Annotated in this window: 1 protein-coding gene; it reads left to right on the top strand. The window is 38.7% G+C overall.

Translation table 11 applies throughout. The annotated features are described in order from the left end of the window. Nucleotides 1-61 precede the first annotated feature (61 nt). Nucleotides 62-507: IS110 family transposase (locus tag ABXZ36_RS15785; protein WP_354616644.1), on the top strand; the 446-nt coding region annotated here is incomplete at its 3' end.

Here is a 507-nt window from a genome sequence, read left to right as displayed (position 1 = left end):
TAGATCTCGTTTTCAAGTTGTTGTGAGCAGAAGTAGCTGGTTCTTTCATAAATCAGTACTTATGAATAAATATAATGAAACTTTCGGAGTCGATATCAGTAAAGATGTCTTTGATTGCTTTGGTAGTAAAAGTGGCCATGTGCAAATGAAGAATGATGAAACAGGATTCAAGAAGCTATTGAAACAATTACCTGCCAATAGTCTTTTAGTGATGGAAGCTACGGGGTATTACCATTATCGTCTGGCGCAGTTTCTTTATAAAAATGGGATTACGGTATCTGTTGTAAATCCCTTATCCGTAAAGCGTTTTATACAGATGAAATTAGCCAAGGTAAAGACCGATAAGAGCGATGCGAAGGCGATATGTGAATATGCCGTAATAAACGAAGTACCTCTTTATACTGCCCTTACCGATGTGCAGAGTGAGTGTTTACAGCTCTTTCGGTTACTTGACAGTTATTTAAAGAAACGAACGGCCACCAAGAACAAGATGCACGGCGAAGAGGT

The sequence above is a fragment of the Sediminicola arcticus genome, from assembly GCF_040566695.1.
In the GTDB taxonomy this organism is placed as follows: domain Bacteria; phylum Bacteroidota; class Bacteroidia; order Flavobacteriales; family Flavobacteriaceae; genus Sediminicola; species Sediminicola arcticus.
Note: the sequence above shows the minus strand (reverse complement) of the source record. Positions and strands in the feature narration are given on the sequence as shown.